The organism is Chryseobacterium sp. S0630 (genome assembly GCF_024158915.1).
Classification (GTDB): domain Bacteria; phylum Bacteroidota; class Bacteroidia; order Flavobacteriales; family Weeksellaceae; genus Chryseobacterium.
Window position 1 is genome coordinate 38,476 of the sequence record NZ_JAMZGF010000012.1, and the last position, 23,079, is coordinate 61,554.

At 35.7% G+C, this 23,079-nt stretch carries 24 protein-coding genes, 1 tRNA gene and 1 riboswitch; of the genes, 4 read left to right on the forward strand and 21 right to left on the reverse strand.

From position 1 onward, the window contains the following. Positions 1 to 24: 24 nt before the first annotated feature. The 12 genes from hisC to NK356_RS07850 all read right to left on the reverse strand — a co-directional run bounded on the left by hisC (position 25) and on the right by NK356_RS07850 (position 11,300). On the reverse strand, positions 25 to 1,050 hold the full coding sequence (gene hisC, locus NK356_RS07795) for a histidinol-phosphate transaminase (protein ID WP_253316649.1): 1,026 nt from the start codon (positions 1,048 to 1,050) through the stop codon (positions 25 to 27). Between the two features lie 390 nt (positions 1,051 to 1,440). Further along, positions 1,441 to 2,715 (reverse strand): histidinol dehydrogenase, encoded by a 1,275-nt coding sequence (gene hisD, locus NK356_RS07800; protein ID WP_253316650.1) that lies wholly within the window; start codon positions 2,713 to 2,715, stop codon positions 1,441 to 1,443. Positions 2,716 to 3,041: 326 nt separating this feature from the next. Next, positions 3,042 to 3,899, reverse strand: coding sequence for an ATP phosphoribosyltransferase (gene hisG, locus NK356_RS07805; RefSeq protein WP_034694421.1), 858 nt, complete (start codon positions 3,897 to 3,899; stop codon positions 3,042 to 3,044). A gap of 246 nt (positions 3,900 to 4,145) precedes the next feature. Next, complete coding sequence (locus NK356_RS07810) at positions 4,146 to 5,243, reverse strand: glycosyltransferase family 1 protein (RefSeq protein WP_253316651.1); 1,098 nt, start codon at positions 5,241 to 5,243, stop codon at positions 4,146 to 4,148. Then, entirely contained in the window at positions 5,240 to 6,016 is a 777-nt protein-coding gene (locus tag NK356_RS07815) for a polysaccharide deacetylase family protein (protein ID WP_253316652.1), read from the reverse strand. Before NK356_RS07815 ends, NK356_RS07810 begins: the two co-directional genes overlap by 4 nt. A 1-nt stretch (position 6,017) precedes the next feature. Continuing rightward, the gene (locus NK356_RS07820) at positions 6,018 to 6,947 is read right to left on the reverse strand and encodes a glycosyltransferase family 2 protein (protein WP_034694416.1); all 930 of its coding nucleotides are present in this window, start codon (positions 6,945 to 6,947) and stop codon (positions 6,018 to 6,020) included. Positions 6,948 to 6,952: 5 nt separating this feature from the next. After that, on the reverse strand, positions 6,953 to 8,122 hold the full coding sequence (locus NK356_RS07825; RefSeq protein WP_034694415.1) for a glycosyltransferase family 87 protein: 1,170 nt from the start codon (positions 8,120 to 8,122) through the stop codon (positions 6,953 to 6,955). Between the two features lie 29 nt (positions 8,123 to 8,151). Beyond that, on the reverse strand, positions 8,152 to 8,964 hold the full coding sequence (locus tag NK356_RS07830; protein WP_034694413.1) for a 2,3,4,5-tetrahydropyridine-2,6-dicarboxylate N-succinyltransferase: 813 nt from the start codon (positions 8,962 to 8,964) through the stop codon (positions 8,152 to 8,154). A gap of 71 nt (positions 8,965 to 9,035) precedes the next feature. Next, positions 9,036 to 9,647: an isoprenylcysteine carboxylmethyltransferase family protein gene (locus NK356_RS07835; protein WP_253316653.1), complete on the reverse strand. Its 612-nt coding sequence runs from the start codon at positions 9,645 to 9,647 to the stop codon at positions 9,036 to 9,038. A gap of 257 nt (positions 9,648 to 9,904) precedes the next feature. After that, entirely contained in the window at positions 9,905 to 10,276 is a 372-nt protein-coding gene (locus NK356_RS07840) for a DUF2255 family protein (RefSeq protein WP_253316654.1), read from the reverse strand. Between the two features lie 108 nt (positions 10,277 to 10,384). After that, a complete protein-coding gene (locus tag NK356_RS07845; protein ID WP_034694408.1) occupies positions 10,385 to 10,714 on the reverse strand; it encodes a LytTR family DNA-binding domain-containing protein in 330 nt (109 codons plus the stop codon). 13 nt (positions 10,715 to 10,727) lie between these two features. Continuing rightward, positions 10,728 to 11,300 (reverse strand): C40 family peptidase, encoded by a 573-nt coding sequence (locus NK356_RS07850; RefSeq protein ID WP_034694406.1) that lies wholly within the window; start codon positions 11,298 to 11,300, stop codon positions 10,728 to 10,730. A gap of 97 nt (positions 11,301 to 11,397) precedes the next feature. On the opposite strand from NK356_RS07850, the gene NK356_RS07855 reads away from it, so the two are divergent. Continuing rightward, complete coding sequence (locus NK356_RS07855) at positions 11,398 to 12,093, forward strand: hypothetical protein (RefSeq protein ID WP_253316655.1); 696 nt, start codon at positions 11,398 to 11,400, stop codon at positions 12,091 to 12,093. Between the two features lie 39 nt (positions 12,094 to 12,132). Here the strand turns inward: NK356_RS07855 and NK356_RS07860 are convergent, their stop codons facing one another. Continuing rightward, positions 12,133 to 12,501 carry a hypothetical protein gene (locus NK356_RS07860; protein ID WP_034694405.1) on the reverse strand — a complete coding sequence of 123 codons (369 nt, stop codon included), beginning with the start codon at positions 12,499 to 12,501 and terminating at the stop codon, positions 12,133 to 12,135. Between the two features lie 385 nt (positions 12,502 to 12,886). Here NK356_RS07860 and NK356_RS07865 point away from each other — a divergent pair, with 385 nt between their 5' ends. Beyond that, entirely contained in the window at positions 12,887 to 13,570 is a 684-nt protein-coding gene (locus NK356_RS07865) for a hypothetical protein (RefSeq protein ID WP_062669796.1), read from the forward strand. 258 nt (positions 13,571 to 13,828) lie between these two features. Here NK356_RS07865 and arr read toward each other — a convergent pair whose 3' ends face one another. The 3 genes from arr to NK356_RS07880 all read right to left on the reverse strand — a co-directional run bounded on the left by arr (position 13,829) and on the right by NK356_RS07880 (position 16,064). Continuing rightward, on the reverse strand, positions 13,829 to 14,242 hold the full coding sequence (arr, locus tag NK356_RS24255; RefSeq protein WP_367399299.1) for an NAD(+)--rifampin ADP-ribosyltransferase: 414 nt from the start codon (positions 14,240 to 14,242) through the stop codon (positions 13,829 to 13,831). 540 nt (positions 14,243 to 14,782) lie between these two features. Further along, the gene (locus tag NK356_RS07875; protein ID WP_034694401.1) at positions 14,783 to 15,820 is read right to left on the reverse strand and encodes an alpha/beta fold hydrolase; all 1,038 of its coding nucleotides are present in this window, start codon (positions 15,818 to 15,820) and stop codon (positions 14,783 to 14,785) included. 170 nt (positions 15,821 to 15,990) lie between these two features. Continuing rightward, positions 15,991 to 16,064: transfer RNA gene (locus tag NK356_RS07880), tRNA-Ala, on the reverse strand. Positions 16,065 to 16,239: 175 nt separating this feature from the next. Between NK356_RS07880 and NK356_RS07885 the strand changes: the two genes are divergently transcribed. Next, positions 16,240 to 16,782 (forward strand): GNAT family N-acetyltransferase, encoded by a 543-nt coding sequence (locus NK356_RS07885; RefSeq protein ID WP_253316657.1) that lies wholly within the window; start codon positions 16,240 to 16,242, stop codon positions 16,780 to 16,782. A gap of 45 nt (positions 16,783 to 16,827) precedes the next feature. Here the strand turns inward: NK356_RS07885 and NK356_RS07890 are convergent, their stop codons facing one another. The 5 genes from NK356_RS07890 to NK356_RS07910 form a co-directional block, all read right to left on the reverse strand. After that, positions 16,828 to 17,052, reverse strand: a complete 225-nt coding sequence (locus NK356_RS07890) for a hypothetical protein (protein ID WP_034694399.1) — start codon at positions 17,050 to 17,052, stop codon at positions 16,828 to 16,830. A gap of 304 nt (positions 17,053 to 17,356) precedes the next feature. Then, positions 17,357 to 17,524: a DUF4996 domain-containing protein gene (locus NK356_RS07895; protein ID WP_253316668.1), complete on the reverse strand. Its 168-nt coding sequence runs from the start codon at positions 17,522 to 17,524 to the stop codon at positions 17,357 to 17,359. Positions 17,525 to 17,594: 70 nt separating this feature from the next. Then, entirely contained in the window at positions 17,595 to 18,626 is a 1,032-nt protein-coding gene (locus tag NK356_RS07900) for a hypothetical protein (protein ID WP_253316658.1), read from the reverse strand. Beyond that, positions 18,613 to 19,209 carry a nicotinamide riboside transporter PnuC gene (pnuC, locus tag NK356_RS07905; RefSeq protein WP_034694397.1) on the reverse strand — a complete coding sequence of 199 codons (597 nt, stop codon included), beginning with the start codon at positions 19,207 to 19,209 and terminating at the stop codon, positions 18,613 to 18,615. Before pnuC ends, NK356_RS07900 begins: the two co-directional genes overlap by 14 nt. A gap of 25 nt (positions 19,210 to 19,234) precedes the next feature. Then, positions 19,235 to 19,343, reverse strand: a riboswitch (TPP riboswitch). A gap of 91 nt (positions 19,344 to 19,434) precedes the next feature. Beyond that, complete coding sequence (locus NK356_RS07910; RefSeq protein ID WP_253316659.1) at positions 19,435 to 20,046, reverse strand: alpha-ketoglutarate-dependent dioxygenase AlkB; 612 nt, start codon at positions 20,044 to 20,046, stop codon at positions 19,435 to 19,437. Positions 20,047 to 20,424: 378 nt separating this feature from the next. On the opposite strand from NK356_RS07910, the gene NK356_RS07915 reads away from it, so the two are divergent. Then, entirely contained in the window at positions 20,425 to 23,034 is a 2,610-nt protein-coding gene (locus tag NK356_RS07915) for a TonB-dependent receptor (RefSeq protein ID WP_253316660.1), read from the forward strand. The last annotated feature ends 45 nt before the right edge of the window (positions 23,035 to 23,079 follow it).

Below are 23,079 nucleotides of genomic sequence, written 5' to 3' on the forward strand. Positions count from 1 at the left end.
ATCCTCTTCATCTTTCTTAACGGTTTATATTCCTTTTAAAAGGTTAATTAATTTTTCATTTTCCGAACGATTTCCCACATTAATCCTGATGCATCCAGGAATGGCTGGGTCTCTTCTGCTGGTTAAAATTTCCTCTTCCAGCATTTTTGTATAGACATTATCAACATTTTCCATTCTGATCAGGAAGAAATTCGCATCTGTTGAAAATACTTTCTTAATGCATGCAATTCCTTCAAACTGCTCTTTTAGCCATGTTCTCTCTTCTAAGATACGGCTTACATTTTCCTGCAGCCTGTTTTCTTCCTCCAATGTCTTTAAAATCAGTTCCTGACTCAAAACATTCACATTATAAGGTGCTTTTACGGTATTGATAAGGCTGATAATCTCTTCGGATGCATAAGCCATGCCTACTCTTGCTCCGGCAACTCCCCATGCTTTAGAAAAGGTTTGCAGTACAATCAGGTTCGAATATTTGTCCAAAAGCTCCAGACTTGATTTTTTTCCGGAAAATTCAATATACGCTTCATCTACCACTACAATTCCGTTGAAATTCTGAAGGTAAAATTCAATATCATCCACACTGTTTCCCGTAGGATTATTGGGTGAACATAAAAAGAAAATCTTCAGTGAAGGATCTTCGGCCGTCTTTAAGAAATTATCTTTTACGATTTCAAAGTTTTCATTCAAATCCAATTTCAAAACTTTATTCTCGTTGATTGCTGCATAGAAGCCATACATCGCAAATGACGGATTCATCATCAGAATGGCATCTTTTTTAGGCTCGCAGAAAATTTTGATAATAAGATCTATCAGCTCATCACTTCCGTTCCCTATGGCAATCTGTGAAGGTGAAACTTTTTTAAGCCCTGCAAGCTTGCTTTTAAGCTTTTTCTGGGTAGAATCCGGGTAACGGTTGCATTCTCCGAAAGGGCTTTCATTCGCATCCAGCATTACCGGAGCATTAAATTCATTGTGATCCCTGAAACTGATGTAGGGTTGTAATTGTAATATATTTTCTCTTACGAGTGTTTTGATACTGTTATTTTTCATTGTATTGATTTTCTTTTAAAAAACTGATTCAATATAAAATCGTTTTTAAACCATTAAGGTGAACTAAGTGATTAAGAATAATGAAGAAAAAAAACTTCCGATCCCTATTAAGCAACAAGCTGAATTCCAATGTATTTGAATCTTAACTTTACTTAAAGACTTCATTTTCTTAATGGTTCATTTTTTTTGATAAACGCAATGGACGCAAAGTTTTTTAATTCTGTAACGCTTTTTTAAGGCGCAAGAAAATCGAAGATTTTCAGCAAGGAAATGAATTTTAATTTCTGGTTTTAATTATACACTATTCAATTTTATCGGAGATAAAATCTTTGCGTCTTAAAAAGGTGTCTCATTATAATTCTCTTGCGTCTTTGCGTTTTCCAAAAATTATTATTTTAATCTTATCGAGACTGCATTTTTATGAGCAAACAGTCCTTCAGCTTCCGCCATGAGCTCTATTGTTTTTCCTAAATTTTGAAGACCCTCTTTTGAAAGATGCTGAAATGTTATTTTTTTCACGAAACTGTCCAGAGACACCCCACTGTAGTTCTTTGCATAAGCATTCGTAGGAAGTGTATGATTGGTTCCGCTGGCATAATCCCCTGCGCTCTCACAGGAATAATTTCCTAGGAAAACTGAGCCTGCATTCTGAACTTCCGGAATATATTTTTCAAAATTATCAATCGCCAGAATAAGGTGTTCCGGAGCATAAAGATTGCTGAATTCAAGAGCTTCTTCCAGAGAATCTACTAAAATAAAAGAACTGTTTTCCAAAGCCTGGCCGGCAAATTCATTTCGTGGCAAGTCCCTGACCTGCTGCCCAACAGCCTTTATAGTCTCCTCAAATACTTTAAAGTCTGTCGTTATAAAAACAACCTGACTATCACTTCCGTGTTCTGCCTGTGAAAGAAGATCGGCAGCGCAAAAATCAGGAACTGCCTTTTCATCTGCAATCACAAGAACTTCACTCGGTCCGGCTGGCATATCGATAGCAACTCCATACCGTTGTGCATATTCTTTTGCCGCTACTACAAACTGATTTCCAGGACCGAAAATTTTATTGACGGAAGGAATACTTTCTGTTCCAAAAGTCATCGCTGCAACAGCCTGTGCTCCGCCTGTTTTAAAGATTTTCGAAACTCCACAAAGTTTTGCAGCATAAAGAATGGCGGGATTAACATTTCCATTTTTATCCGGTGGCGTGCAAAGGATTATTTCTTTACATCCGGCAAGATTTGCAGGAACCGCCAACATCAACACTGTAGAAAATAAAGGAGCTGTCCCTCCCGGAATATAAATCCCAACGCTCTCTACAGCACGGTTTTCTCGCCAGCAAACAACTCCTTTTGTTGTTTCAATTTTCTGAATTTCCTGCTTTTGAGAAGCGTGAAATATTGAAATATTTTCTTTCGCCTGTTGAATAGCCTGCTTCAATTCATCTTGAATCTGATTTTCTGCCTCCTGAATTTTGGCATCAGAAACTTTTATGCTTCGGGTTTCTGCTTTATCAAACTTTTTGTTGAATTCTATTAAAGCTTCATCACCATTTTTTTCCACTTCTATGAATATTTCTGTGATCAGACCTGAAATTTCTTTCTGTTCCAAAACAGGACGTTTTACCAGGTCTTTCCAGGTGTCTTTTGTGGGATATCTGTATATTTTCATTGTACTATTTTTTAAACCTTTTTTTGAACCATTAAGAGTCTTTAAGTTGTTAAGTTTCATTAAGATCATAGCTTAAGCTATTTTATTCAGCTACCTGATACCTTAATAACTCAATTTTTTATGAACGCAAAGGCGCAAGTTTTTTAAATCTTTACTTTTTTAAGGCGCAAGAAAATCGAAGATTTTCAGCAAGTATTTGAGTTATATTTTTTTTATTTCAAGCGACATTAAATTTTATCAGAGATAAAATCTTTGCGTCTTAAAATAGTATTAACTTTATTTTCATTGCGTCTTTGCGTTGAACAACATTTACAATTATCAATTTTCTAAATAACCATTTTATCAATGGGGATGATTAGGATATCCTGAGCACCATTTTCTTTGAGTTCGTCAATCACATCCCAGAAACGTTCTTCATCAATCACAGAATGAATACTGCTCCAGCCTTCTTCCGCCAATGGAATAACCGTAGGACTCTTTAATACCGGAAGAACACCGGCAACTTTCTGTATTTTTTCATTGGGAACATTCATCAGAATGTATTTTGAATTTTTTGCTTTTAAAACCGCTTTGATTCTGAATACGAATTTTTCAAGAATGGCTTCTTTTTCAGCTGATAACTGAGGTGTTTGAGCCAACACAGCTTCCGATTTCAGTAAAGTAACTGTTTCTCTTAACCCATTTTTGAATAAAGTGCTTCCAGAGCTTACAATATCACAAATTCCATCGGCCAGACCGATATTAGGAGCGATTTCCACTGAACCTGAAATAACGTGAATATCTGATACGATTCCTTCTTTTTCTAAAAAGTTTTTAAGGGTATTTGGGTAAGAAGTAGCAATTTTTTTACCCTGAAAATAAGAGATGTCGTCTGTTTCTACTTCTTTGGGAACAGCCAGTGAAACACGGCATTTTGAAAATCCAAGTTTTTGGATCGTTTTGATGTTTTTACCTTTTTCAACCAGAAGATTTTCGCCAAGAATGGCCACATCCACCACTCCGTCTTCCAGATATTGCGGGATGTCTGAATTCCGAAGGTACATGATTTCCATCGGAAAGTTATCTACTGAAACTTTGAGTTGGTCTTTACCATTATTAACAAAGATTCCGCAGTCTTTGAGAAGCTGAAGAGATTCTTCGTAAAGCCGACCGCTTTTTTGGATTGCAATTTTTAATTTACTCATTTTGCCTTTTTTGGGTCCGAGCAAATAAAAACTGATCTATTGAAATTTCTGATGAGAATTCAGGAAACAAAAAAACCGTCTATTTACTCAGACGGTTTTTATTATTTTTGATTTTAGCACATACTTATATCAATCAATTCCGCCTAACAGAGATGATGATGATAATGATGTAATGCTAAAAATATTGGTTTCATTGTTTGAATTATGATGCAAATGTAGGATTTATTTTTAAAATGCAACGTTTTTTCAGATAATTATTTGATAAAAATTCATAAGCTCTCTGGCAATGGGTTCGTCATTAAACTTCTGAACAAACTCGAAACCCTTTTCCTCACGGCGTTTTCTCTCGGATTCATTTTCCCAAAGAAATTTGAGTTTAGCCCGAATATCAAGATCGTTATCCGGATTTACATACACCGAGTCTTTTCCACCCGCTTCCGGCAGGCAGCTTGTGTTGCTTGTTACTACAACTGTTTTGGAGAAAAGTGCCTCAATCACAGGGATTCCGAAGCCTTCAAAGAAACTTGGATAGACAAAAATATCTGCCAGTTTATAGAGACAAGCCAGCTCATCCATAGAAACTCCTTCCAGAAAAAGCACCTGTTTTTCCATTTTGCTTTTTTTCAGGAAGCGTTTTATATTCTGATAATATTTGGTCTTCCTTCCCACCACAACCAATGGAATTTCTGTACCGTGGATTGCTTTTACAACATTCAAAAGGTTTTTTCGGTCTTCGATGGTTCCTACATTCAATACAAACCTTTCCGGAAGCTTAAATTTCTCTTTAACAGCTTCCATCAATTCCGGAGACTGCTGTTCTTTAAAAGCATGATGACATCCCTGATAAATAACTTCAATCTTAGTCTCAGGAACCTTCAAATACTGGATAATATCTCTTTTCGTCTGTTCTGAAATAGCTATAATTTTATCAGCCGTATCAGCGGCTTTTTTAAATTTCCAGAAATGGATTTTCCTGTCAAAAAAAGAATAATACTGTGGATATCTTACAAAGATCAGATCATGAATGGTAACAATCTTTTTAATAGGTTTTGGATCCCATTTTAAAGGAAGTTCACCTGATAATCCATGGAAAATATCTGCTCCCTGATTTTGGGCGTCTTTACCCATTTTCAACTGACGGGACAAGTTTCCTTTTGAGGTTTCAATAAAGTGAACATTCGGACGTTCCAGAATATCTTTTCCTCTCTCGGATTTGTTTTTATTGAGTAACAGATATTCGTTCTCCGGTTCATACCTGGAAAGGATTCTTACAAGGTCTCTCGAGTAGTTTCCAAGGCCGGACGTATTGTGGAAAAACCGTTTTGCATCAAAGGCAATCTTCATCGTTCTATCTGTTTTTGAAATTCCTGAAATGTTCCGAATGTATGTCCTTTTTCTTTCAACCAGCCTACAAACGAATCAAATCTTTCCACCATTTCTTTTCCTGAGTTTTTTACAGTAAACCCGGGAAGTTTAAAGGCTTCATCTTTAATTTCTGCAAATTCCCAGGGATGGAAATAAATGTTCAGATACTGATCTTTTTTCAAACAGTCCGAAGCCAGTTTTTTATAGAAAAATAAAGGAAAATTATGAAAACTTAACCAAAACAAAGGGATTCTGAAATTAGGAGAAACCGAAGCCGGAACCTGAGTCACATTTCCTTCTTTGAAATAGGTTCGGGATACTTTTAAATTATTATATCTTCCCGGCAAAAATGTAGGATTGATGGAGGAATTGTAAGAATATCCTGCTCTTTCCACTTCTTTTTCGTCCACAGGCATCATTCTCGGCATTCTTAATCCGGTCACCTTTGTGGAAAATAATTCTTCCAGTTTTTCTCTGGATTCTTTCAAATGTTTGTCTTCAAATTCTGAATGAAACCAGGTGTGAGAAGCCAGTTCATGACCTTCATGTAGCAACCTTTCAATAAGGTGTTTGCTGTTTTCTGCAAAAACTACTGTGGAAAAAAAAGTAGCTTTGGCATTATGTTTTTTAAGGATATCGAGAATTCTCTCTAATCCTGTCTGTGAAATTGAAATCTGCTTTTCAAAGGGAATTTCACCCTTATATTCTAATGGCATATCAAATTCTTCAATATCAAAACTCAATAAAACCATTCTAAAAATTTTTGTTTTTAATAATATAATTAGGTCTGTCTTTCACCTGTTTAAATATTTTACCTAAATAAATCCCCATGATTCCGAGGATGATCAACTGAAGGCCTCCGAAGAATACAATGGTCATAATCAATGATGCCCAACCAGAGATCTCAGTTTTTGCAATAAATGAATGAATCACATATGCTCCATATCCAATGACTGACAGTGCCGAGAATAAAAATCCCAGATATGCTGCCAGATAAAGCGGTTTTACACTGAAAGCAGTGATTCCGGTGAAGGCAAAAGTAAACATCTTTTTAAGGTTGTAACTGCTTTTTCCTGAAAGTCTTTCTGCTGCTGTAAAGTCGATTCCTGTTTGTTTGAAACCCATCCAGCTTGTTAATCCTCTCAGGAACAAATCGTCTTCATTAAAGTTTCTCATGACTTCAACCGCACTCGCATCCAGCAATCTGAAATCTGAGCCGCCTCCTTTTGTTAAGTTAACATCGGATAAACTTGATAAAAGCTTGTAAAATAAGTCTGATGTTTTTCTTTTAAAAAATGAAATCTCTTTGGGATACGTTCTAAAAGTAAAAACTACATCATAGCCTTCTTCCCATTTCTGAATCATTTCTGGAATCAGTGCGGGAGGATGCTGAAGATCTCCATCCATAGAGATAACGGCATTTCCATGAGCACTGTCCATTCCGGCTTTTACAGCCGGTTGGTGACCAAAATTGCGGGAAAACTCGATGAATTTCACTTCATCATATTGACTGGAAAGTTCTTCTAATTTTTGTTGCGTATTGTCTCTGCTGCCATCATTCACAAATATGATTTCAAAGTCATAATTGTTTAAACCATCAAAAACTTCTTTAATTTTCTGATGGATCATGGCAACGTTTCCTTCTTCGTTATAAGCGGGAATTACAATTGAAATTTTCTTCATATGTATTAATTCAGGCTGTAATTTTTCTCAAAATCTTTAGTCAGAAGCTCATAAGTCACTCTCAACCAGATTACAATACAAGGTACGGCTTTTAATGAATATTTGATGATATAATTCTCTTTTACAAATTTCGGGAACAGATCCGAAGTTGAGAAACATGTGAAAATAATGACAAAAACCAACAATCCAATGATCAATGGTGTTCTTTCTTTCTGAAGGAAAAACCAGATCAAAACTCCTACTACCGCTATGATATACGTGGGAGATTCTGAACTTGAACTGAACAATACCAAGAACAGTAATGTGGAAGCCAGAATCATCAGTTGAAATGCATAATGCTTGTATTGCTTAATTCTGATGTAAGGTAAAGCAAAAAGAGGCAATCCACCTGCTAAGAACACAAGGTTAGAAATGGATGCATCTCCTAAAACTCTTCTTACAAAGCCCATTAATGAGATATCCTGCATATTTCCTAATACCTGATTTTCGCTATTCTTTTCTACAATAGACTGAAACCAATCCGAGTAGCACTGAATAACAAACTGCGGACTTGAATAGGCCATCGGAAGTACGAAAAACAATATAGCAATGCCAATTCCTGAAAGAATAAATTTAGTTTTATTTTTAATGAAGAAAAACTGTGTCAAACCTACAATTCCGTAGATTTTCACAAATATTCCTATTAAAATTGCGGTTACAGATTTTACTTCTTTTCTTTCGTAAATATATACTGCAGATAACAGTAAAAGACCTGTCAGCGCCACATTGAACTGCAGACTTAAAGCCGCAGTAATGTATTCCTGAAGGCAAAGCAATCCGAAAATGGCCTTCTTGCTGTCTGAAAACGGCAGTTTATAAATTCCGTAGATAAAGATAAAAGTATTAGCAATATTCCAAAGTGAAATTCCCAGCCAATCCGGCATCATGGCAAACGGTGCAATCAATGCACTGAAAAATACACCATAATGGTTCAGATCAAAATAAAGATCAGGATAATGGACAAATAAGTTTTTCTGATGAATGGTATTAAAGAATACATTTTTAAAAATCAGATAATTATTGATTGCATAATCTCCTCTCAGGTATTTGGAAATTGCTGTAACAACGGATATAATAAGATAAACCCCAAATATATATTTAGGGTTTAATAGTATTTTAAGAAATTTTTCTTTCAAGATTGTGGTATTAGATTAAAATATTAATCTTAAACGGCTACATTATTGTCTCTCAATGCATCATTCAGAGATGTTTTCTTGTCTGTAGATTCTTTTCTCTGACCAATGATCAGCGCACATGGAACCTGATATTCTCCAGCAGGATATTGTTTTGTATAGCTTCCAGGGATTACTACTGAACGTGCAGGAACTCTTCCTTTGATTTCAATGGGTGTATCTCCTGTAACATCGATAATTTTTGTAGAAGCGGTCAATACTACGTTTGCACCCAATACGGCTTCTTTTTCTACGTGAACTCCTTCTACAACGATACATCTTGATCCGATAAAGCAATCGTCTTCAATGATTACCGGAGCAGCTTGTAAAGGTTCTAATACCCCACCGATACCAACACCACCACTCAGGTGAACGTTTTTACCGATCTGTGCACAGCTTCCTACTGTTGCCCAAGTATCTACCATTGTTCCGGAATCTACATAAGCACCAATGTTTACGTAAGATGGCATCATAATTACTCCAGGAGCAATATAAGCACCTTCTCTCGCTACTGCATGTGGAACAACTCTCACCCCTTTTTCAGCATAACCTCTCTTCAAAGGCATTTTATCATGAAATTCAAACGGGCCTACTTCAATAGTTTCCATTTTCTGGATCGGGAAATACATTACCACAGCTTTCTTTACCCATTCATTTACCTGCCATCCGTTTTCTGTAGGTTCTGCAGTACGAAGTTCCCCTTTATCAACTAAAGAAATAACCTCTCTGATCGCCTTCTGGCTGTCTTCATTCTGCAATAATTCTCTGTTGTCCCAGATATTTTCAATAGTTTGTTGTAATGACATGTTTCTTATTTAAAATTATACCGGCCAAAGATACAAAAAAGTTCAGCAAAACGGGTTTTAACATCATGCTTTTAATAAAGTCTCAGCATGCGCTTCACCCTCTTTTTGTAATCCATATAGATTTGTCCGTGTTCTTTTAGCAGATACTCTTCTTCAAGCCTGATCTGGATCTGCATCAAAATACTACCAATCAAAAGGCAAGAAAAAGCAATTACAGTCGGGAAAGCAAGGAAAAATCCCACAAGACTGATGGTCATTCCCAGAAATATAGGATTTCTTGAGAATCTGAATAATCCGTGAGTAACCAGTTCGGTTTTTGTTGAATTATCAATCCCGATCCTCCATGAATTTTTCATTTGCATCTGGGCTATAACCACCCAAATCAAAGCAAAAAACATTAAAATAATTCCTGTGTACTGAAAAAGATCATATTCCAGCACATTGATTTTAAATGCAGGGAAAATTTCTTCCGGAAAAAACAAAAGAAGTATTGTATACATAAACAAAGCAAATAAAATCAGCTTAAAATACAACCCCACGAGCCCGTACGCAGAATCATCTTTGGGAAGAACATTAGGGTTTTTGCCAATCTGCCGGGCTACTTTATAACTCATTCCAACAAAGGAAATGATAAAGAAAAGCATGAAATAGAAAGGAATAAAAAATCGGATAAAATCTGCCATAGGACTATAGTTTTGAGCAAATTTGCTAAGTTTCGTGATGCAATACTATTGCAATGATGAATGGCAGATAGATGACAAACGGAAACATAAAAATTCCCCTCCTCTGGAGGGGTGGCGAAAATTCAAAGAATTTTTGACGGGGTGGTTAAAAAATGATTAAAGAATATAATTAAATAAGTTTTGGCTGAAGCCAGTTGATTAATTGAAATTTTATTGAACGGGCTGAAGCCCGTTCCTATTGAATATTTTAACTCCATTTAATTCAAAATAATAAACTCCATTGTTTTTGCTACATGTTTTTCCTGAATAATTCCCTGTGAGTATGGGCTATTATGACTGGAATTATATTTTGTGAGATAGGCCTGATTAATTTCTTCAGTAAGATTATTGATATCCTCCGGGATGAGAGCTTTTATAGGATAAATCATTTCACCACATTGAATTTCTCCTAAAGAATTTTCTAAAAAGCTATTGTACCAGCTTCTTTCAGCAAGTCCCCATGATCTTGCGAATATCCGGTTTTGGACTACAACCATCCATATTTCGAGAAATTCAGGTCTTTGATATCCGGCTTTTATTCCGATAATCGTATGGTTTTGAATGTAATCTAATGCTGTTTCTTTATTCATTGTCTTAATTTTGTGTAAAACTAAAACATGAAAACAAGAATGAAAACTTATTTATGTATGCTGTCAGAAATATGATGTCATCAGGTGTTTTTCTGATGTGTGGTGTTTTTAAAGCATCATGTTACCAAGCGCTGTCTGCAGACATTCTTTATAACTTTTGGCGACTGTAATTTTTAAATCACCGCAGAGTAAACGGTTATCTTCAAAAGATTCAATATTGGTCAGATTGACAATGTATGAATTATGGACGCGCATAAATTCGTCCGGAAGGGTTTCTATAAGGTCTTTAAGTGTTTTGTAGTAAATATATCTTTTATGGTCTGTGGTATGAACTTCTACATAATTTCCAAGTCCTTTAATGACATTTATATCTTTAAAGAAAAGCTTTATCAGCTTTTTATCTGATTTGATGAAAGCAAAAGTCCGGTTCTCTATCATTTATTTAAGATATTTACAGTACTCTTTGGGCATGAAGGTAGGCCTTATTCCAGTATTTTTCGTTCAGGGACGAAATAATTACGCCTTTTGAAGTAGAAGCATGAATAAATTTCACTTCTCCGTCAGGACCAATATCGTGAACAATTCCCACATGAGAAACTCTGCTTCCTCCCGCTGTCGCAAAAAATAACAGATCACCTGGTTTTACGTCTTTGATATCAATATTCTTTCCGGCATCGGCCTGATCAGAAGATCTTCTGGGAAGATTAAAATCATTTTCTTCAAATACTTTTACAGTAAATCCGGAGCAGTCAAATCCCGAAGAAGTATTTCCTCCGAATTTATAGGGTGTTCCGATATACTTTTCGGCATCTTTCAAAACATCATTGATTGATCTTGAAACACTGCCACTAAATTTTGAATCCAGTTTTCTTAGATTTTCAGCTTTCGCTACGGCCTTTGTATTTGATTTTTTGCTTGCAGAAGCACTTTTAGAGGATCCGCAGGAAACTACAAAAACAGAGGCTGCCAGGACAATCACCATCTGCTTTACTTTTATTTTTTGTTGAAATAATTCCGTTCCCATACTCTTCTGATTTATAATTAATTAACAAAATACATCACAAATATACATTTTATAATTTAATTATGCTATAACTATACTACAACTATATTATAAATATATGTTAAAATTTTGGTTTTCATTATTTATTGGTATATTTGATTTCTATTTTGAAGATATGGCAACCTATGAAAGTGTAATTAAGATCACCGGAGCAGTGGGCGATCTGGTGTTTTATACTCTGAATGGCAAAAATGTGGTTCGGAAGAAAAGCGGTTTCAATAAAGCTGCGTTTAAGAAAAATCCGTCCTATGAGAAAGTAAGACAGAACAGTTCTGAATTCGGGCACTGTTCCAAAATGGGGAAGATGATCCGGAAAAGCCTGGAAATATATATTAAAGAAGCTGGTGATCCCCTCCTCTACCAAAAGTTTGCAAAGGTGATGACTACCATCAAAGATTTAGATACCATTTCTGAAAGAGGAAAAAGAACGGTTGAAAACGGTTTAAAGACCGAAGAAGGAAGAAAACTCCTGAGAGGATTTCAATTAGGCACGGTAAATCAAATTTCTGATTGTATAAGAATGAAAGATCATGTTCTGTATAAAAATGATCATTGTACCTCAGACCATGCAGTGATTTTAACTTTAAAATTAAATTCTGAAAAATATAGTATAGAAAGTAATGAAGAAATGGTGTATTGGAATCAGCAACAAAATACGTCTTTTAAAAAGCATTTTTCTGATGATGATTTCCTGCTCTATTTTATAGCATTAAAGAATGAAAATGATAAGATTACCCATATGGGATTTGTTTAAATAAAAAAGTCTGCAGTACATTCTGCAGACTTTCTTGTTTTATTTCTTCTCTCCTTTCCAGCTTCCTGATACTGCAGGGGTTGGAAGTGAGTTGGACCAGTTTCCGTTTCCTTTCTTTTCTGTTGTTAACGTTCCTTTGAAATCTCCTTGTGAAGGTAGTCCTACTCTGGCGTTAAGATCTCCTGTCTCACTTAAATTTCCGGTAATGCTGTAGTTTTCATTATTAACATCGGAATGCATTGTTCCTACCACTTTACCACTTTCATCTACCACAAAGTTCCAAACTCCTTTATCTGCTCCTTCATAAGAACCAGACCATGTTCCTACATAATCATAAATAGTATCATCATCAGAGCTGCAACCGATAAATAAAAACGCCGTTAATAAAAGTAAAAAAAGTTTCTTCATAGTTTCAGTAGTTTTATAACCTAAAATCCTGTTATTCTCCTATACTTTCCTTCCAAAAATCCAGTCATAGAGAATATTGCTTAATATTTATTATTTTTTTGTTCCGTGCAAATCTACTAATTTTTTTTATTCAAATTATCTGAATTTTAATTAGCACCCAATATGTTTATTAAAAAACAACATATTCCGGCTAAAATACAAATATTTTTCAAACAAATAGAGCCTCTATACATTTTGAGTTATTTAAAAAAATAAACCTAAAGTTGGATATTAATACGTTTAATATTCATTTACAATTAGTTTATACTAGATTTCATGCCATTTGCATTCTATTTTAAAGATATTTCTTACCTTAGTGAAAAATTTAACCTTTTCAAAAAATTACATGAAAACAAAAACATTATTTTTGGCAGCACTTGCTATTTGCGGTAGTTCGACAGCACAGGTTGGGATTAATACCGCCACTCCAAGTCATACTTTGGATGTTAATGGTCTGGTAAGAGTAAGAGGACTTTCAAATGCTGAAAAAAAGATTGTTGCAGCGGATGCGCAAGGAGTTTTAACTCTTATTTCTCCTGAAGAAATTTTTGCGCCAAAGGCTATTTTGAACACATCAACCTCTTCCAGTGAACAAAGATCTACTGTATACGAAGGAAAATGTTTCCAACCTGGTGACAATGCTTCTTCCTGTACTGTTTCTGTAAACCATTACTCCTCTTGTGCGGGGTTCAGTAATCCCGTAGACACTCAAATCATTGTAGGACAAGGAATTAATACAGGAAACGGACAGTTTTTGGGAACATGGACAGCCCGATATGTTGATAATAAAGGATTTGCAAACGCAACTGCTGTTGCCAATCAGACAGCACCAGACTATCCGAGAATCTCTTACCCAAGTACCAATACAGTGAACTATTTAGGAAGTGGAAACTTTGCAGGTCAATGTAATACGGACTTGGTCACTACCATCAACCAGGCCACCGGAGATATAAAAGTAGAGTCTGTAAAGCGAAGCATGTACGCACACCTTGTGTACCTTATAAATATTGCCCGCTCCAGATCTTTATAATAGTTGATATTTGATTTCAAAAAGGCAGCCACAATATTTTCATTGTGGCTGTTTTTGTAAAATGAAAAACCCTCTGAATTTTGATAAATTTCTCATACATTGAACTTCACATTATAAAATTTATTTTCTACAGAAAAGCCTCCCTTTTTAGGAGGCTAAAAACTATTATTGAATGAATGAAAAACTTATCCCAAATGTATGAAATATTCATTCAGCCTTTTATGAGTACAGTCATAATCAGCTGTTTTCCATAATTCATTAATTGATAATCTCTCCTTTACCATTATCCAGTTTATTACGGAATTTCTGAAGATCTTCCGGAGTTGGCCTACTCCATTCTGTAATTTCTCCGATAATTTTCAAAGGCATTTCGGAACGATAAGATCGGGTTGGATTTCCCGGAAATTTTTTATCTGTTACGTTGGGATCATTTTCAAAATTCCCTGTGGGTTCTACAATATATACACGATCTGCTCCATCGCCTTTTGCCAATGCTGCAGCAAGTCCTGCTCCATTGGTTAAAGCGGTGAAGTAAATATGATTCATTTTGAATTCTGATTTATAATTAGAATTTCCACCCGCTGTCAACAGCCCTCCTATTTGTAAGTCGGCTTTTGTTCCATGGTAAAAAGGACCTTTATCAGACGGATGGTTTTGAAGTAACACTGACAATTCAGCATTCTTTTTTGATTTTTCTGAATCTCCTAAATCCTCATAACATCTGGAAATATTCCGGTAAAGAGAAGGTAAGGCACTTTTAACGGTATCATCATTTATTTTTAAAGCCAACTCTAAGGAAGTTTCAAGCCATTTCAACCTATCAGCAGTGTTTTTTTGGTGACGTGCTACATAATAAGCTGCCAGAAACTTTTCATGATCGTCCGAAGCTTCTTCCGAAGCTTTTAAAAATGATTGAGCTGCTTCTTCAGGCATTCCTTTGTCTTCAAAGCCCATTCCTTGCAGACAAAGCTTGATCACAGGATTAAAAGGAGAAAATTCCATATTTTATTTTTTTTCAAATCTAGGAGATTCTGTTGGAAATCTTTTATTTAAAAATGTATAGTTGGAAAATTGAAAAAATAAAAATTCTTTTTTATAGTTTAAAATGAAAGCTATTTTCCTGCAAGTCACTTATAAAACGGTGTTATAATTTAAGAAGTAAAGAAACGGTACAACTAAAAAAGTTAAGCCCCAATTAAGGGGCTTTATTGTTTAATTTTGCTTTTTCTTCTCAAGATTTTCAGAGAATAAAAGAATCTCTTTATTTACTAGATCTGCATTTACTTTTTTTGTAATGATACTGCTATGACTTGCATTCATTATTATTTGTTTTCCTTGAGAAGAGAGTTCTTTTAGTTCTTTTTGCATATCGAACCATAATTGAAGTTCCTTTTCAGGATCAATTCCGGCTTTCCTGTATTTTTCTTTCTGGGATTCTTTATACTGTTCTGTAGCCGTAAATACCAAAACAGGTAATGAATCTAATTTCTTTGCCTCACCTGCACGCTTCAGTACATCATTAGTAAGTTCATTCTCTCTTAAAAACATCTTAAAAACATCACCAGAATTATAAGTTAGCGACTGTGAGCGACTATATGCTTCTTTGGGCAAATCATCACCCTGATATGGTTCTTTACTAAATATTTTGTTATAAATGCCCAAAATACCTAGATCCGCAAGTATAGATCCTATTTTAAATAGTTTTGCTTGTCCCTTGGGAACCAATTCTTTTTGGGCTAATCGGTTCCATTGTTCAGGATGACTTGAATCTATGAAAACGATTCCTTTCACTTCGTTTGGATAAAGATCTCTAAATATTCTATTATAAGGACCTCCCATAGAATGTCCCACTAAAATGTAAGGTGGCTTCTCTCCAGCTTTCTTTAATAATTCATGAAGCTGATGTGCGTAAAACTCAGGAGATCTATCATTAGTGTTACTCGATTCGCTAAACCATTTTCCATCTCTGTCATAGCGTATAACTCTCGTTTTATCTTTTAAGCCTTCTGCAATCCAATGCAGCATATCTGTATTACCATGTGCCCCTGCTTCAATAATAACCGTAGGTAGAGATTTTTTATTCCCGTCTATTCTTACATGGATGTTAGTTCCATTCACATTTACTAATTGACCTGGCGGAACTGGTTTCGGAGAAAATAATCGGTAACACATGCCTAAGAACAGGAATAATATGAGAATTCCTAGTATAAGTTTACCTAAAAACTTAAATATTCTTAAAATTGATTTCATAGTTATTTTTAAATTTCAAATTGATATCGAAAGAAGTGTCGAAACAGAATATTTTATGAAGATCTAAATTTGATCCGCATAAATATAATATAGAGAATCTTTGAGATGGGCATGATTAGAAGTTTTGTACTAATATAACAAAAGCCCTTATGAAAAGGGCTTTCCTGAAGTGGAGAATACGGGATTCGAACCCGTGACCTTTTGACTGCCAGTCAAACGCGCTAGCCAACTGCGCCAATCCCCCGTTTTTTTATTGTAAGGCGGTACAAAAGTAAGTATTTAAATGATATTTGCAACTATTTTATAGTTTTAATTGAATTAAAATTAATAGAAATAGGCTCAGCGACCGCAAAAGCCATCATTCCTCATTGAATAACTTCCCAATTAATCCTATTTTTGTCTGAAATTATAATACAATCATGCAACTCTATACAGAAAGACTCCTTCTACGGGATATTACGATTGATGACAAACAGGATATTTTCGATTACCGCTCAGATGCCGAAGCCAATAAATTTCAAGGATGGATTCCTGAAACCCTGGAAGAAGTGGAAAGTTTTATCCAAAGAAATACTAAAGAATTCAACCAGCCTGAAAGTTGGTATCAGCTGTTGATTGCTGATAAAGAAACAAAAGCAGTCATTGGAGATATTGGAGTTCATTTTATAGGAGATGAAAATGTACAGGTAGAACTGGGAATTACCTTAAACACCTCATTTCAGGGTAAAGGTTATGCTTCAGAAGCTTTAAAAGGTATCATTAGTTTCTTGTTTAATGATTTGCATAAACACAGAATTACAGCTTCCGTAGATCCTGATAACACTGCTTCTCTTCAGCTGATGGAAAGAATCGGATTAAGAAAAGAAGGGCACTTTGTGAAAAGTCTGTTCTGGAAAAATAAATGGGTTGATGATATTATTTATGCAGTTCTTCGTGAAGAATGGATTACTAAACAAAAATAAATACAGCTCTTCAAAGCATTGCCCTGAGAAATATTCTATCCCAACTTACAATACTGTATATTTTTCATAAAATGGAGTGAATTTTGTTCTGACAATCGTTAAAGCAACCAAACCGTTGCAGATCAAATAGGATACAATCATTGTATGGAACAATTTTTTTATCGTAACTGTAATCCAGTTATCATTTTCAATCAATGAATACATCTCTTTTTTTAAGTGTGTAATAACATGTTCCTTCTTCTTTCCGTTTAATGAAAATAAGTCTTTCATAATCTTTGGTAATCTTTAATAATTTTTAGTTTAACAAGTTTTTATGTTGGCTTATTTCATGGGTTAGCTTTATTATTCCAAATATAGTGAAATATATAATGTTTACTTTATGACACAAATCATAAAACGAGTGTTAAAATATCCTAAAAAAGGCCTGTTTCAGTTATCTTTTCTTAAATTTTCTATTTCCAAAGTGTATTTTATTTGAGTACGTTCCTAAACAATCAGTCCTGGAAAATAGAAATTTATAGTCCTACCCTATAGAACAAAAGAGCCGAAATTGAATATTTCGGCCTTTTACTTCTTAAAAATAAAGGTTTTTACTTTTCAAATAATGGATCAGTTCTTTCGGACGGTCAGTCTGAATAATGTTGACTCCTTTATTAATATACCAATAAAGATCTGGATGATCCAGAACGAGGTCATCATTATTTCCGGCGTTATGATGCGGCCATAATGAATTGACCCAGATTTTAAACTTATTTTAAGTTTAAATCCTTAGCAATAACTCATCATCGGAGTTCCAAAGAAAAATTTTCTCTTCAGAAAGAAAAATCCAAATCATCAGCAGAAGGTCTGAAATTGGAATGCATAGCTGCTGTAAAATAATCACAGAATACCTGATACACAGCAGAATTGGTATCTGTTGCCCGGATTCCCAGCTGTGTATAAATAGTAAGAATCTGATGGGATAATCTTTGAACCAGCTCTACTCCATATTGGTGAATCTCGTGTTGTTGATCGTCTGAAATCTCTTTGTGATCACCGAGTATATTTTCTACTTCTCTGGCAATGTTTAGTACTTTTTCCAAATGTTTTTCAACAGACTTTGTGAAACTTTTGAAATGGATCTCGGGACGAATATCTACTGCTTCTTCAATAAAATGAGAGGCCATTCCCAAATAATTGACCAAAAGCGTCAAGTCTGCAAAAACCCGAAACGGAATGGTATCCAAAATATCATTGGTGAAAAAGGTATCATACACAAAACTGTAATCTTCACTAACGAGAACATTTTCAACAGTGAATGAATAGGTACCGCTGGCTTTCATACCCATAGATTTCCAGTTGGGAATAATTTGAGCCCTTTCTTTCGGAATAATGAATGAGTGAATGATCTCATTACCGCCTTTATCCATTATAGGTTTCCCGTTTTCCGTAATCTTGGCATTCAATGTGAAATGGGTCAGATGAGGTGCTCCTGTTGCAAAATTCCATGAACCGTTGATCAGATAAGTACTGTCATCTTGTTTTTCTGCTGTACCGCCAATCATTCCGCTGCCGCCAAAACAGGTTTCAGAATGGGTGAACAGTAATTGAGCAATTTCAGGTTTGATATTTCTTGAAAAGTAATTCGCTCCTGCACAAAGTGTCAGCATCCAGCCAAAACTTCCATCGGTTTGAGCCCAGCTGAATAAGGCTTTAAGTCCTTCTTCAAAACGATAACCGAGTCCTCCATATTTTTTGGGAACCCAGATTTTAAGTAATCTTTCTTGATGAATATATTGTATTACCTCATCAGAAATTCCAGAAGCTCCATGAAGTTCTTGTCTGATCTCTTTAGTACTCAGCATTAGCTTTGGATTTAATGATTTTCTGCCATTCTATATATCCGGAGATGGCTACTAAAAATAAGAATGACGTCAAAACAGCATAGAGATACAATTCTTTATGAATCATTAAAGGAATGGAAATAATATTACTGACATTCAGTATCACCCAGTTTTCAATTTTTCTTCTCGCCATCAGCCACATTCCTGCCCAGGCAAAAGCACTTACCAGAGAATCCCAGACCGGAACATCCGAATCGGTAAAATGGGTCAGAAAAGACCAGAATAAGATAAAAGTTCCCAAAACAATTCCTCCGGTAATCCATTTTTCCGTGGTAGTGGTAACCGAGATTTCCATTTCGGATTTTTGCTTCCCGAATTTCCAGTACAGCCATCCGTAGATGCTCATGACCAGATAATAAAGATTTAAGGTAAATTCAGCGTACAGCTTGGAAGTAAGCATCACATACAATGTAAGCAGAATTCCTGCAATTCCGAAAAGATAGTTGTTGACGTTGTTTTTACGAGCCAGTAAAACCTGAATGACTGAAAATAAGACTCCGAACCATTCCGGTAAGGTAATTTGTTTTAAAATGTCCTGCATCATATTAATTATTGGAAATCAAATGATGAGATGATCAGTAAGCAATCCCTACGCCGGCATTACCCGGATCAGGTGTGGAAGTACATTCCTGGGTATCATCTCAGCCACTTTTATCTGTAGCACCCCATTGTTGGGACAAAGGTGCAGCTTTTTTGTGGAAAAAGAAAGGACTTCAGGCTTTTAATTTTGGAAATATAATACTTCTATTTATCCTTTAAAATAAATATCCTATGCTTCACGAACTAACCGGAATGTAAGATTAATACGCTCCTTCATAGAGGTTACAGACTTAGCAATCCGGTGTTCCCAGTTTTCCTGAAGATCTCCTTTCATAATCAATAATGAGCCGTTAGGAAGTGGCAGACTGTATTTACTCTGATGATGGTCTTTTTTCCTGAAATCAAAGTTTCTGGTCTGCCCCAGACTTACGGATGCAATCACAGGACGTTTTCCATATCTGCTTTCCTTATCCCGATGCCACGCAACAGAATCATTATGATCTCTGTAAAGATTAAGCAATACAGAATTGAACTGATAACCGAATGTTTCTTCTATCCTTTGTTTTAAAGAAAATAATTCGGGAGTCCAGACATTATTATCCACTTCACCGTTTCCTAATAGATAATCCGTTTTCGGATCACTATACCAGGCTGTTAGGCGTGGCGTCAGAACCGTTTTATCATACATTTTCTGGGTACGCTGCTTCCAGGGGGCGGTTTCAAGCAGATGATTTTTAAGTTGGTCCGCTTCGTCCTGACTCAGGAAATGTTCTCTGTATTCCAAAAGGTCTTTTGGAAATTCATATAAATCTTCTGTGTCGAACAAGCTGAGCTGAGTCATATTTTTAGTTTTTAAAATAATAGAAAACCGTATGTTATCTTAGAAAATGGATTTGATACAAATAATATCTGCAAATATAATAATATTGATACAAAATTAATCAATCTTTAAACATCATTAGAAAAAAATACATTCCGTAGAAATTTCAGGTGAAGCACATCATTATTTTTATTCGTTAAAAACAATCCTCTTTTTTGTATAATTCACTTTTATAACAAATTGTAAATTAAACATCTGAGATAATTAATACTTCCAAAAAAACGAGTAATAATGCATTATATGCACACAATAGCATATCACTTCGGGAAGATTTAATACTTAATTCAAAAATAATTATTCATCTTTGCAGCCTTAAAATCAAACACGCTAGTTTATTTCATGAACATTACTTTTAAAAAGCGACTAATTATAGCGCTTGTATTACCTACGGCCGCCATCTATTATGGGCAGAGTACGAAGGATTCTTTAGAGAAATCTAAATCTATTGATGAGGTTATGTTGGTAGGTAGAAACCTTTCCCAAACAGCCAAAGAGAGAAAAACACCTGTTGCAGTTTCCAACATTAAGGCTGCAGAAATTCAGGAAAAACTGGGAAACAGAGAATTCCCTGAAATTATGAAGTCTACTCCATCCGTTTATGTTACCAAAGTAGGTGGTGGTTTCGGAGACAGCAGAATCAACATGAGAGGTTTTGACGGAGCTAACATTGCAGTGATCATCAACGGACAGCCGGTGAATGATATGCAAGGTGGAACTGTGTACTGGTCTAACTGGACTGGGTTGGCTGATATTGCAAGCAACATCCAGATTCAAAGAGGTTTGGGAGCTTCTAAATTTGTTGTTCCTTCTGTAGGAGGAACGATCAATATTGTAACCAAAGCTACCGATTCTGAGCAAAAAGCAATGGTGAAAGGAGAAGTTGGAAATGACAACTACTCCAGAATATCTGCTATGTATTCTTCCGGATTAAAAAACAAATGGGGAACAACCGTATTGCTTTCCCGTTGGCAAGGTGATGGATATATCAATGGAACAAAAGGTGAAGGTTATTCATGGTTTTTCTCTACAGGATTTAAGCCTAATGAAAAGCATGCGTTCAATTTTATCGCTACCGGAGCACCACAGGTACACGATACGAGAAGGTCTTCTGCAACCGGAGCTAATGTGGCAACACTGCAACAATTTGGAACTTATGGAAGAAGATATAACCCACAAACAGGAATGCTTAATGGTTCTCAATTCAATTTAGCACCGAACTTCTACCACAAGCCTATCGCTTCATTAAACTGGGATTGGAATATGAATGACAATCTGAAGCTATCCACAGTTCTTTATGGTTCATGGGGACGCGGTGGCGGTGGTACCGGACTTAACGGTTCTATCAAAAACGCAGCCGGACAAACCATGAATTTCATGAATTATGGCGCAGGTGGTGATGGTACAATCAACTGGGATATGATTTACCGTTATAACAGAGGCGGTATGGTAACGGATTATAATGGAAATAGCTTCCAGAAATCTACTTTTACTGCTCCTGCAGGTTCTCCTGGGGATTACAACGGGCAATATGTATCTACTCTGAACGGAACCAGCGGTATCGTGAGAAAGCAAAGTATCAATGCGCATGACTGGTACGGAGTAATTGCAGACCTTAATTACAAAAAAAATAACTGGACTTTCAACGGAGGAATTGATCTTAAGACTTACAAAGGAGCTTTGTATGACATTGTAACAGATATGTTGGGATCAGATGCTTTATTTGTTCCTGGCACAGCAAATGCTCCAAAAGGATATTATATTAATCAAACTGTAAAACCGGAACCGCTTACCAAGCTTAAAGATGCTCAGAAAGTATCTATCCATAATGAAGGACTGGTAAAATGGGCAGGTATTTATGGAATGGTTGAGTACAGTTCTGAAAAGCTAAGTGCTTCTGTTCAGGGATCTGTTTCCGAGCAATACTACAAGAGAGTGGATTATATGCTGTATACTCCAGGAAATCAGGAGACAAAATGGTATCATAAAACAGGATATATCGTAAAAGGAGGTGCTAACTATAATATAGATGATCACCATAATGTATTTTTCAATACCGGAGTTATTTCAAGACAGCCTTTATTCAATGCGTTATTCCCGTCCAACCAGAATATCTATAATGATGCTAAGAATGAAAGAATCTTCTCTGTAGAGTTAGGATATGGTTTCAAATCACGTTATATAGATGTGAACATCAATGCTTACAGAACGCAGTGGGATGACAGATTTATTTCAAGAACATTCAATGCTACGGCAGCAGATGTTGCAAAATTCCCTCAGCTAAATCTTGGAAGCGCTTATTTCTACAATGCTCTGAACGTAGGTCAACTTCACCAGGGAATCGAATTGGAAGCAAAGGCAAGACCTTTTACGAACCTAAGATTAAGAGGAATGGTATCAATGGGTAACTGGAAATATAAAGGAAATGCTAACTTCAACATCCTTGATGTTCAGAACAACCAGGAAATAGCTGGAGCAACCGGAACCATCAATATCAAAGATCTGAAAGTTGGAGATGCAGCCCAAACAACAGCAAGCATCGGAGCAGATTATAATATCACCAAAGCATTCAGTATTGATGCCAACTGGGAATATTATGACAAGCTTTATGCTCAGTTCAACCCGATCAACTTTCTTACTGAAGCAGCAAGAGAAAAAGGAATTGTAAAATTGCCAAGCTACCATTTATTTGATGTAGGGGCTTCTTACAAATTCACGCTGGATGCGAAAAAATCTTTAACATTGAGAGCTAACGTGTACAACTTATTCAACAAATATTATATTTCTGAATTAAGCTCCAATATCTTCGCAGGTGATAAAATTGCGAATGGTCCGGATGCCGGAAAAACTTATCAGGAAGCTGGTAGAGTGTATCAGGGTGTTGCAGACGGTAATACAGGATTCCTTGGTTTTGGAAGAACCTGGTCTGTTGCAGCCACTTTGAGATTCTAAGATAATATATTTTAATAATGAATCAATTGAAAAGGCTGTCTCACT

Bases quoted from the DNA above. Each gene is read 5' to 3' on its own strand.
- hisC (WP_253316649.1), bottom strand. From the start codon at position 1,050: ATGAAAAATAACAGTATCAAAACACTCGTAAGAGAAAATATATTACAA.
- hisD (WP_253316650.1), bottom strand. From the start codon at position 2,715: ATGAAAATATACAGATATCCCACAAAAGACACCTGGAAAGACCTGGTA.
- hisG (WP_034694421.1), bottom strand. From the start codon at position 3,899: ATGAGTAAATTAAAAATTGCAATCCAAAAAAGCGGTCGGCTTTACGAA.
- NK356_RS07810 (WP_253316651.1), bottom strand. From the start codon at position 5,243: ATGAAGATTGCCTTTGATGCAAAACGGTTTTTCCACAATACGTCCGGC.
- NK356_RS07815 (WP_253316652.1), bottom strand. From the start codon at position 6,016: ATGGTTTTATTGAGTTTTGATATTGAAGAATTTGATATGCCATTAGAA.
- NK356_RS07820 (WP_034694416.1), bottom strand. From the start codon at position 6,947: ATGAAGAAAATTTCAATTGTAATTCCCGCTTATAACGAAGAAGGAAAC.
- NK356_RS07830 (WP_034694413.1), bottom strand. From the start codon at position 8,964: ATGTCATTACAACAAACTATTGAAAATATCTGGGACAACAGAGAATTA.
- NK356_RS07835 (WP_253316653.1), bottom strand. From the start codon at position 9,647: ATGGCAGATTTTATCCGATTTTTTATTCCTTTCTATTTCATGCTTTTC.
- NK356_RS07840 (WP_253316654.1), bottom strand. From the start codon at position 10,276: ATGAATAAAGAAACAGCATTAGATTACATTCAAAACCATACGATTATC.
- NK356_RS07845 (WP_034694408.1), bottom strand. From the start codon at position 10,714: ATGATAGAGAACCGGACTTTTGCTTTCATCAAATCAGATAAAAAGCTG.
- NK356_RS07850 (WP_034694406.1), bottom strand. From the start codon at position 11,300: ATGGGAACGGAATTATTTCAACAAAAAATAAAAGTAAAGCAGATGGTG.
- NK356_RS07855 (WP_253316655.1), top strand. From the start codon at position 11,398: ATGTTAAAATTTTGGTTTTCATTATTTATTGGTATATTTGATTTCTAT.
- NK356_RS07860 (WP_034694405.1), bottom strand. From the start codon at position 12,501: ATGAAGAAACTTTTTTTACTTTTATTAACGGCGTTTTTATTTATCGGT.
- NK356_RS07865 (WP_062669796.1), top strand. From the start codon at position 12,887: ATGAAAACAAAAACATTATTTTTGGCAGCACTTGCTATTTGCGGTAGT.
- NK356_RS07875 (WP_034694401.1), bottom strand. From the start codon at position 15,820: ATGAAATCAATTTTAAGAATATTTAAGTTTTTAGGTAAACTTATACTA.
- NK356_RS07885 (WP_253316657.1), top strand. From the start codon at position 16,240: ATGCAACTCTATACAGAAAGACTCCTTCTACGGGATATTACGATTGAT.
- NK356_RS07890 (WP_034694399.1), bottom strand. From the start codon at position 17,052: ATGAAAGACTTATTTTCATTAAACGGAAAGAAGAAGGAACATGTTATT.
- NK356_RS07900 (WP_253316658.1), bottom strand. From the start codon at position 18,626: ATGCTGAGTACTAAAGAGATCAGACAAGAACTTCATGGAGCTTCTGGA.
- pnuC (WP_034694397.1), bottom strand. From the start codon at position 19,209: ATGATGCAGGACATTTTAAAACAAATTACCTTACCGGAATGGTTCGGA.
- NK356_RS07910 (WP_253316659.1), bottom strand. From the start codon at position 20,046: ATGACTCAGCTCAGCTTGTTCGACACAGAAGATTTATATGAATTTCCA.
- NK356_RS07915 (WP_253316660.1), top strand. From the start codon at position 20,425: ATGAACATTACTTTTAAAAAGCGACTAATTATAGCGCTTGTATTACCT.